The 8799-nt window shown below is 60.1% G+C and carries 14 protein-coding genes; 9 read left to right on the forward strand and 5 right to left on the reverse strand.

Going from position 1 to position 8799, the window contains the following annotated elements; genetic code table 11:
* Positions 1–436 precede the first annotated feature (436 nt).
* Complete coding sequence (locus WAW39_RS05435) at positions 437–964, reverse strand: RNA polymerase sigma factor (RefSeq protein ID WP_422316570.1); 528 nt, start codon at positions 962–964, stop codon at positions 437–439.
* Between the two features lie 143 nt (positions 965–1107).
* On the opposite strand from WAW39_RS05435, the gene WAW39_RS05440 reads away from it, so the two are divergent.
* The 5 genes from WAW39_RS05440 (at position 1108) to WAW39_RS05460 (ending at position 4720) form a co-directional block, all read left to right on the forward strand.
* A complete protein-coding gene (locus WAW39_RS05440; RefSeq protein ID WP_422316572.1) occupies positions 1108–1575 on the forward strand; it encodes an RrF2 family transcriptional regulator in 468 nt (155 codons plus the stop codon).
* Between the two features lie 33 nt (positions 1576–1608).
* Positions 1609–2289 carry a class I SAM-dependent methyltransferase gene (locus tag WAW39_RS05445; protein WP_422316574.1) on the forward strand — a complete coding sequence of 227 codons (681 nt, stop codon included), beginning with the start codon at positions 1609–1611 and terminating at the stop codon, positions 2287–2289.
* Positions 2290–2900: 611 nt separating this feature from the next.
* Positions 2901–3623: a MauE/DoxX family redox-associated membrane protein gene (locus WAW39_RS05450; RefSeq protein WP_422316576.1), complete on the forward strand. Its 723-nt coding sequence runs from the start codon at positions 2901–2903 to the stop codon at positions 3621–3623.
* Positions 3624–3692: 69 nt separating this feature from the next.
* On the forward strand, positions 3693–3959 hold the full coding sequence (locus tag WAW39_RS05455) for a helix-turn-helix domain-containing protein (protein WP_422316578.1): 267 nt from the start codon (positions 3693–3695) through the stop codon (positions 3957–3959).
* The gene (locus tag WAW39_RS05460) at positions 3956–4720 is read left to right on the forward strand and encodes an HNH endonuclease (protein ID WP_422316580.1); all 765 of its coding nucleotides are present in this window, start codon (positions 3956–3958) and stop codon (positions 4718–4720) included. The genes WAW39_RS05455 and WAW39_RS05460 overlap by 4 nt, the downstream gene beginning before the upstream one ends.
* Positions 4721–4740: 20 nt before the next feature.
* On the opposite strand, the gene WAW39_RS05465 is transcribed toward WAW39_RS05460, so the two are convergent.
* The 3 genes from WAW39_RS05465 to WAW39_RS05475 form a co-directional block, all read right to left on the reverse strand.
* Complete coding sequence (locus tag WAW39_RS05465; RefSeq protein ID WP_422316582.1) at positions 4741–5778, reverse strand: DNA cytosine methyltransferase; 1038 nt, start codon at positions 5776–5778, stop codon at positions 4741–4743.
* An 89-nt stretch (positions 5779–5867) separates the two neighbouring features.
* Positions 5868–6164 carry a hypothetical protein gene (locus WAW39_RS05470; RefSeq protein ID WP_422316584.1) on the reverse strand — a complete coding sequence of 99 codons (297 nt, stop codon included), beginning with the start codon at positions 6162–6164 and terminating at the stop codon, positions 5868–5870.
* 132 nt (positions 6165–6296) lie between these two features.
* The gene (locus tag WAW39_RS05475) at positions 6297–6494 is read right to left on the reverse strand and encodes a hypothetical protein (RefSeq protein ID WP_422316586.1); all 198 of its coding nucleotides are present in this window, start codon (positions 6492–6494) and stop codon (positions 6297–6299) included.
* A gap of 185 nt (positions 6495–6679) precedes the next feature.
* On the opposite strand from WAW39_RS05475, the gene WAW39_RS05480 reads away from it, so the two are divergent.
* From WAW39_RS05480 to WAW39_RS05495, 4 genes are read left to right on the forward strand one after another with little or no spacing between them, the layout of a single operon-like run.
* On the forward strand, positions 6680–6907 hold the full coding sequence (locus tag WAW39_RS05480) for a hypothetical protein (protein WP_422316588.1): 228 nt from the start codon (positions 6680–6682) through the stop codon (positions 6905–6907).
* A 48-nt stretch (positions 6908–6955) separates the two neighbouring features.
* The gene (locus WAW39_RS05485) at positions 6956–7180 is read left to right on the forward strand and encodes a hypothetical protein (RefSeq protein ID WP_422316590.1); all 225 of its coding nucleotides are present in this window, start codon (positions 6956–6958) and stop codon (positions 7178–7180) included.
* A 55-nt stretch (positions 7181–7235) separates the two neighbouring features.
* Positions 7236–7421 (forward strand): CsbD family protein, encoded by a 186-nt coding sequence (locus WAW39_RS05490; RefSeq protein ID WP_422316592.1) that lies wholly within the window; start codon positions 7236–7238, stop codon positions 7419–7421.
* 48 nt (positions 7422–7469) lie between these two features.
* Positions 7470–7661, forward strand: a complete 192-nt coding sequence (locus WAW39_RS05495; RefSeq protein ID WP_422316594.1) for a hypothetical protein — start codon at positions 7470–7472, stop codon at positions 7659–7661.
* Positions 7662–7873: 212 nt separating this feature from the next.
* On the opposite strand, the gene WAW39_RS05500 is transcribed toward WAW39_RS05495, so the two are convergent.
* On the reverse strand, positions 7874–8290 hold the full coding sequence (locus tag WAW39_RS05500) for a hypothetical protein (RefSeq protein WP_422316596.1): 417 nt from the start codon (positions 8288–8290) through the stop codon (positions 7874–7876).
* Positions 8291–8799: the final 509 nt, after the last annotated feature.

The raw sequence follows: 8799 nt of genomic DNA on the forward strand, positions 1-8799 counted from the left end.
CGCACTCTCCTTGCCACTGGGGCCGCTGCGCTCGCCGGATCAAAATGACAATCTTTTTGAGAACCGGTCTAAGGGACTATGAAAACGAACGACGGCCCGCCTTAACTGAGCGCCATTCATGGCAGGCATGAACGGCGTCAGGCTAAGTCGCGGCATCGTGCATTTTGACATCTTCCAGCGCATTGTTCGCTGCGCGCTGGAGTCTCCTGTCTGATAAACATCACCATGCTGCCCGCCACACACCAGCCCCAACGGGGCTGCGTATTTGAGCCCAGGGTTAGCCGAGCCTCAGCGAGGCAACCCTGGGTTTCCGCCATCCAATCCGGAAAGCAAACCCAGCACTCCGCCGCACGCATAGACCACCAGCAGCGTCTGCAAGACGCCCCGCCACACATTGGCAGCGCGATCACACACCTCTCCGCACCTCCCCCTCTTCTCACCCGCAGTCGCAGTCCAGGCACCCATGCGTCGCGCAGGTCCGGCACACACGCTCCACCTGCTCGCGCAGTCTCCTTCGCGCACGCAGCAGCCGCACGTTGATCGTGTTCACGCGCTGATCCATCTCCGCCGCCACCTCCGTGGCAGATTCCCCACCCAGATCAATACGCCGCAGCAGCTCCGCATCCGCCTCCGGCAGCGCCGGCAGCAGCTTCATCACACACTGGCACAGCGTCTTCTCGTCCTCCGGCTCCAGCGCCTCCGGCAGCTCATGCACCAGCTTTTCCAGCGCCGCATCCCGCGTTGTGCGGCGGCGGTGCGCATCGATGATCGCATGCCGCAGCACCCGATAAAACCACGTCACCACACCCTCCTCATCCTCCTCATCCTCCGGCACATGGTCCGCCTTCAGCGCCTTCATGAGGCATTCCTGCACCAGATCCGCCGCCAGCTCCGCATCCCCCGTGCGCTGCCGCGCAAAGCCGATGAAAGCATCCAGATGCTGAAGAAGCGGGTCAGTGCGCATGTCTTTTTACCATACGCGCCCCGGCGCCAAAAAAACACCCTGTAACACATTTCCACCTCATGCGTGTGCAGCAGTAAAGACGCGAATCATCACGATGAAGCACCGGGCTTGACAGGTGCATCACATGTAACAATGTGAGTTACATGAAAAGAAACAGTCAGTTATACGGCGTTCTCCACCTTCTGCTGCACCTCGCAGAGCAGCGTTCTCCGGTCACCTCCGAGGTGTTGGCCAGGGTCAATCAGACCAACCCCGTCGTCGTCCGCCGAACCATGGCAGGGCTGCGGGACGAAGGCTACGTGCGCTCAGAAAAGGGGCACGGCGGCGGCTGGACGCTGGCCTGTGATCTCTCCACCGTGACGCTGCACCACATCCACACCGCCCTCGGCAGCCCGTCCCTTTTGGCCGCCACCGCTCCGTCAGAGGCCACCGGCTGCCTGGTGGAGCAGGCCGTGAATGCCGTCTTGCACCAGGCATTCCAGGACGCAGAGCACCTGCTTCTGACACGGTTCGGCCAGGTTTCCCTGGCCATGCTGAGCGCCGATGTCCACGCCCGAAGTCTCGCGCGCGGCGGCTCCCCGCATCATCTCGATCACTCTCATCAGGCCTAGCCTCTTCAACCCTCCATCCCCCCCTTTGTCATCATGCCCGAACAGCACCAACCTTTCTCAAATCCCCAGCTCGTGGCAAAGTATGCCGAAGGCCCGCCGCGTTTCGTTCCCGGTTACGCGGGCATGTTAAGCATGACGAGGCTGCTGCTTGCAGAGCGTGCGGCAAAGGATGCACGCGTGCTGGTTCTCGGTGCCGGCGGCGGTCTGGAGCTGCAGGCATTTGCCCAGGCCCAGCATGGCTGGACCTTTGATGGCGTGGACCCCTCGGCCGAGATGTTAGACCTGGCCCGGCAGACTCTGGGGCCGCTCATGCCCCGTGTCCGGCTGCACCAAGGCTACATCCATGACGCCCCGGTAGGATTGTTCGATGCCGCCACCTGTCTGCTGACGCTGCACTTCGTGCCTCAGAGCGACCGCCTGCACACCGTGTCTGAAGTCCGCCGCCGTCTCAAGCCGGGCGCCCCCTTCGTGGTCGTCCATTTCAGCTTCCCGCAGGGGGAAGGGGAGCATGCCCTTTGGTCATCACGCTATGCCGCCTTTGTCGCCGCATCCGGCATCGATCCCGAACTCGCCGCAAAAGCGGCCAATGTGCCGAAACTGCTCCCCATCCTCACGCCAGAGCAGGACGAAGCAATCCTGCGCGAAGCCGGCTTCTCCAATGTCACCCTGTTTTATACCGGCCTCACCTTTCGCGGCTGGGTGGCCTATGCCTGAAGCCCTCCGCAGCGCGCTCCCGCCCGCCTGAGCTGGATGGAGGCAGGAGTCTGAAATCAGATGTCATTTGATGTCATGACCTGATAGCCCCCCTCCGCATCCTCCGGCACATCGGAGGCCTGCAGCGCCTTCATGAGGCATTCCTGCTGGTCCTGCACTTGCACGAACGCGACAGCGTCTTGGACTGCGTGCGGCAAGCCTGGGCGCGACGCCGCTTTCGCAGGCCGGACAGCAGGCTCAGGCCAAGGAACATACAACACCTCGCGAAAGCGGTGTCGGCGATGCAGGCTTCCGCCGTGCATCTCTGTCACCGCATTGATTGATTCGCTGCGCTCACCCTGCGGGCCCCTTTCAGTCGTCTGACTCACTTCGTTCGGCTCGCTCTGCTCACCCTTCGGGCAGCCTGCGGCTGTCTACCTCCGCTGCGCTTCGGTTCCAAGACGCTGTCGCGTGACTCGGGGGCCCCAGACCTCCAGAACGCACAACAACACCCCTTAACTGAGCGCCCAAAAAACACCCTGTAACACATTTTCACCTCATGCGTGTGCAGCAATGAAGACGCGAATCATCACGACAGCGCCTCATCCACCCTCAACACTCCACCCAACCCCATGACACACTCCCAAACCTTCCCCCTCACCGGCCTCAGCTGCGCCTCCTGCGTGGAAAAAGTCACCACCCGCCTCCTTCTGCACACCGACATCACCGCAGCCACCGTCACCCTCAGCCCGCCGCAGGCGCAGATCAGCACCCGCACCCCCTTCAGTGACGAGTCGCTGAACGAATGGCTGCAGCCCCTCGGCAAATACCGCGTGCAGTCATCTGCCCCCGCCGCTCCCGCATCCGCACTGCCGGAAAAAAGTGTGACGACCTACCGCCCGCTGCTCCTCCTGCTCGCCTACCTCCTCCTCGTCATCGCCGCCGTCAGCATCAGTCACCGCACCCTCGATCTCCCCCTCGCCATGCGCCTCTTCATGGGCGGCTTCTTCGTCACCTTCTCCTTCTTCAAGCTGCTCGACCTCCGCGGCTTTGCCGATGCCTACCGCAGCTACGACCTCGTGGCCAAAGCCGTGCCCGGCTACGGCTATGTCTATCCCTTCATCGAGCTCAGCCTCGGCCTCGCCTACCTCATGAACCTTAGCCCCCTCTGGGTGAATGCCATCACCGCCCTCGTCATGGCCGTCAGCCTGGCCGGCGTCCTGCGTGCCGTCATCTCCCGGCGTGCCATCCGCTGCGCCTGCCTCGGCACCGTCTTCCAGCTCCCCATGTCCACCGTCACCATCATCGAAGACGGCCTCATGCTCGCCATGGCCCTGGGCACCTTGCTCCAGTAGTTCAGCTCTTGTGTTAGGACAGACTATTGTCTGTGGAATCGCGATTGCCTATTGGGTGAAGGTCGAGTCATGGCAAACCTTTCATTATCGAGCTCGTTCGGCGCGGTTATTCGTGCGCGGCGTCTCGAACTGGGACTGACTCAGGAGCAGGTGGCTGAATTCGCAGGAATTCATTCCACCTACGTCGGTATGGTCGAACGGGCTGAGCGGAATTGTTCGTTGGACATCGCACAAGCGATCAGTAAGGCCCTTGAGTTGCCTCTTTCGAAGCTCATTGGGACGGCTGAAGTGGCGGGCAGTTCCAAATCCACGACTAGAAAGGCAAAGCGGGCATGAAAGAGCCTACTGGTGTGGTGGCACAAATCATCGATTTGCTGCGAAAGTACCCTGAAGGACTCACTTCGGGAGAGATTCGCGAAAAACTGCAGATTCCGGCTGATAAACAAACGCATCTGGACCGGCGGAAAAGAGACATCCGAAAGTGGTATGAACTCATCACCGTCCCCAATGGTGCCAATCCGCGCTACAAACTGGGAGAAAAGCGTCAGGATAATCCAAATGCTCTAGAACTAAATGGCAGGTTGAAGGCCGAAGTGTTGCGAGCTTGCAGGGGACGCTGCCAGATGTGCGGAAAGACGATCGATGAAGATGGGGTGAAATTGCAGGTAGATCATAAAATACCACAATCTTGGGGAGGCTCCAATGATCCGGAAAATCTTTGGGCACTATGTGTTGAGTGCAATCACGGTAAAAAGAACCTGTTTGCATCCCAGGATGAGCACATCAAGACCGTGCTGGCATATCCCTCGGTTCACGTTCGAATAGGTGAGTTGCTAAAAATCCATTTTGGCAAACCGGTATCCTCACGACTGATCGACTTCGTGGCCAATCAGGACGATTGGAAGAAGAGGACACGAGAACTTCGCTATCTGGGCTGGGAAATTTCAACATCCCGTGAGAAGCAAAGCAATGGCCGTGTCATTTCATTCTACCAGTTGAACAAGTTCACAGAGTGGCCTGAAGATCCAACGCGTTGGATTCGCCAGTATGAAAAGGACCGCGAGAAGAAAAACAAGGCTGACGAATCAGACGACTAGGGCGAGGCATGGACGCCAGACTACATGAACGGGTGTCCCTTGGATGAGCGATTAGTTGTGTAGTAGGCGGTGGGTTCTTCCAGAAGCCGCATCTGCTCGATGCCCTCGCTGGGCTTCACCTTCTTCTTGTGAAGCGCAGCGCGTATCGAATCGCCCACAGCTTTGGCAACCAAAGGGGGAAATGCATTCCCAATCTGACGATAGGCGGCGGTTTTCCTTCCGCTGAACTGCCACTCATCAGGAAAGCTTTGGATTCGCGCCACCATGCGAACCGTTAGTCTGGGAAGTCCAGAGGCGTCAAAATCTGGCGCGGGCGGATTATCTGCAATGCCCATGGCATCCACGTGCATTTCTCTCCACTGAGCTTTGGCGCGTGAAGGACCGAGATCAGGGCCGCCATGTTTCGTAGATCCGCCAACCACAGTCGGAGCGATTCGGTCTGCTTTTTTGGCCCATTGTTCCGCACCAGCCCAGCCATTGGCGCTCATCAGGTCGAGCAAGGTGGGACCCACGGTGGCATTGCGTGGCAGGGGTTCCGGCCATTTAAAATAATCAAAGTTTTCGGGGCGCAGACCGACAAGTAAAAAGCGGGGGCGCAATTGAGGAACGCCAAAGTCCGCCGCCTGAACCACTTTCCAGTCTGCCTCATAGCCAAGTTTTTCCAATTGGCGGAGCAATTTCTGACGGTAGTCGGCGAACTTGCTCGACGCAAATCCGGGCACGTTCTCCAGCAAAACGGCTGCTGGACTGCATTCTTTGATCAGACGCAAGGCTTCGGGGAACATGTCACGTTCATCATCGCTGCCAAGCTGCTTGCCAGCCACGGAGAAAGGCGGGCAAGGGACTCCTGCGGCAAGCAGATCAACGCCTTTCCACCGGGTGGCGTCAACATTGCGCATGTCATCGTTACGGACGTCCCACCAAGGGCGGTTAGCTCTAAGTGTGGTGCAACAATGGGCATTGATTTCGACTGCGGCTTCACATTCGAAACCGGCCATCTCCAGACCCAGTGCTTGGCCACCGCCACCGGCACAAAACTCAATCACGTGGTGACTCATGCGGGCTGTGTGGGCGGGCTGTCACCGCTGCGATTTTGTACGCCTCCGATTCCTCGGGTTGGCCCATGTGGTTGGATTGTCATGCCCTCCTAGATACTGCGGCAGTCATTCCTGTAAACTCCTGAGATGGCTGTTCCACGGCGAAAACATGCCCCGCATCGATCACCCATCAGCCACTCGCGCACCATCCGATACCGCGCCGTCAGCTTCGGCGGCGGGTAGCCCGTCACCTCCGTCAGCACCACCATCAGCCGGCGTTCTCCCGTGGCACGCGCATAGGAGATCGCAGCCGTGACCATCTCCCCCATCTTCGTCAGTTTCAGCTCGCCACTGGGCCGAAAAATCGCGTGACCCTCCAATTGCTGAAAGTATTTAGGCGCGGCCATCCGCCATGGTTAAACATTCCTGCTCGAAAGTAAATGGCAGCGAAAACCAGCCATGCCGTTTTTCATCCACCGCCTCTTGGCCTCAGACTCCAGAAGGAACATGGCAGAAACCCCAGCCAACTCTGCGCAGCCTCAGTCCCCCGGCTTCTGGGGCTGCTCCTGCGGCGTCTGCGCACCGCCCTCTTCGTCCCACTCATTTTCCACCGTGTTCTCCGCATCCTGGGAGCCGCCCGCAGGCTTCTCGGGTTCGGTGCCCATCACACTGAGACTCAGCATGGCCAGGGAGCTGAAGAGCAGCCCGGTGGAGGGTGGAAAGAAGTGGTATTTCATGGTGTGCCTTCGGAGTGACACCCATCCTTCGCACCCATTCCCGAATCTGGCTGCATCAATCCGCGGCCCTGCCCCATGACCATGCGCCGCCCTGATTCAGCCGTGGCACCCTCAGGCTTCCCCTGAACTCCGGGGCAGGGGCGGATCGGGTTGTGACCACGCGCCGCCGTACCGAGTTTTGCACCATGAAGAGGATCTCACCCACAGCCGCAGCCGACACGCCGCCACCCCCTGCCAAGCCGGGGCCACCCCTCACACCGCCCCCGTTGGAGCCCGAAGAAAAGCCCGCCATCGTCCACGATCACGGCGTGGGCACCGGTAAGAAGCATGACATTGACACAGCCGCCGGAGACGAGGGCATCGATGATGAAGTAGGCGATGACTTCGACAACAACGGCGGACGCGAAAAATAAGTCCCCATCATCACCCGCCCCCCATTCACCCCTCCCTAGTTTTGCACCATGAAAACGATCTCACCTACCGCCGCAGCCGACACTCCGCCACCCCCTGAAAAGCCGGAGCCTCCCATCACACCGCCCCCACTGGAGCCCGAAGAAAAGCCCGTCATCGTCCACGATCACGGCATCGACACCGATGAGGAGCACGACATTGACACAGCCGCCGGAGACGAGGGCATCGATGATAAAGAGGAGGGAGAGTTCACCGACCCCTCAGCCGTCGACTGACCCACCCGCCTCCTCAGCCATTTTCCGCCCATTCACCCCTCACCATCCAAACACCATGACCAAGCTCAAATTCAACGGCACCTGGCACGAGATCAAAGGCAAGCTCAAGCAGAAGTACGCCCAGCTCACCGATGATGATCTCCTCTTCTCCGAAGGCAAAGACGAAGAAGTCCTCGGCCGCCTCCAGCAGAAGCTCGGCGAGACCAAGGAAAGCCTCCGCGACACCATCGCCAAGCTCTAGCCCACCGCGAACCTCCCCCGCAGTCGCAGCCCTTCACTCCTCACTCCCATGAACCTGCTCAAAAACTGGCTCCATCCAAAGAAGGCGGCACCCGCTTCCAAGCCCGAAGTCGAAACCGAGGAAGTCCCCACCATGATCCTCGATGGCGAACAGTTCTACACCTACCGCCGCTTCCGCACCTCCAGCACCACCGCCCCGCAGTCCACCCCACCCATGGTCCCCCTGCATCCCTCGCGATGAACGCATCCGCAGAAGACCTCGTCCGCGCATGTTACACGGCCTATGAGACCAAGGACCGCGCGGTTATTGGAGGATCTTCTCTCGGATGACTTTACTTTCACCAGCCCCGTGGACGCAGGCTGTTGGATGGGCAGTCAGAAAATTCTGTTAATCCTGCCATTCTGTGAATCCTGTCCACTCTGCCTGCGGATGTCTGCCATGCAGATCCCCCATCACGCCTCCCGCTCCCCATCCTCCACTTCCTCCCGTTCCTTCTCCTCGTGATCAAGGATCTGCTCCGTTTCCTCCTGCAGCGCACGCAGCTCCTCTTCCGCCTCGTCCGCACCTTCCTCAGCAAAGATCTCCGGAAACTCCGATTCATCCTCCGCAGCCTGCGGTGCCACGCGATACCCTGACTCCATCGCAGGCGCATCCCACGTCTCCAGCTCCGCCAGCCGTGGCGACACAATCTCCGGCGGCAGCGGCAGATTCCCCAGCTCATCCTCCGCCAGCAGCGCCCGCGCTTCCGGATCTTCCACCACCGTGGGCTGCGGCATTTCCACATTGGATGCCGTGGCAGGCCTGTCCGCCGCCGGAGCCGATGAGTCAGCCTCCGTGGCCTGTGTCTGAGATGAATGCTGGGTTTTCATGGTGAATGATTCTTTCCTTCAAGCCATCGCGCCCCACCGCCCCTCCGCGTCTATGATTCTGTCCCCGCAGGTCAGGTCAGGGCAGGGGAGTGAAACGCCTTTAGCCGAAAAGAAAGTGAAGCCTCCACCCCTCCTCCGCGTCAGAGAGCCGCCGCATCCCCTCAAAATTGAACTCCCACCCGTTCCGCGCGTCCAAAACAGCCGCACACACGATAGATAGCATCCGCTGGTTTTGTTGGCGGTCTGCGCACGTCCGCCGTATTCTCCTCCTCATTTCCCGCCTGTGATTTTCCCCTCGCCTTCCGCCCCCCTCGCAGCGCTCAGTCATCACCGATGGCTCGCGCCCACTGCCCCCTGTTCAACTCCAGGCAGTTCCACCCGGCTCAGGCACCTTCTCAGCGCGCTCACCGCCTGCGCCCTCACCCTGGCCACCGCACAAGTCCACAGCGCAGAGCCCCCCGCTCCCGCCACGAAACCCCTCACCTTGGCACCCGCTCCCGCTGCAGCGC

Source organism: Prosthecobacter sp. (assembly GCF_049294395.1).
GTDB lineage: Bacteria > Verrucomicrobiota > Verrucomicrobiia > Verrucomicrobiales > Verrucomicrobiaceae > Prosthecobacter.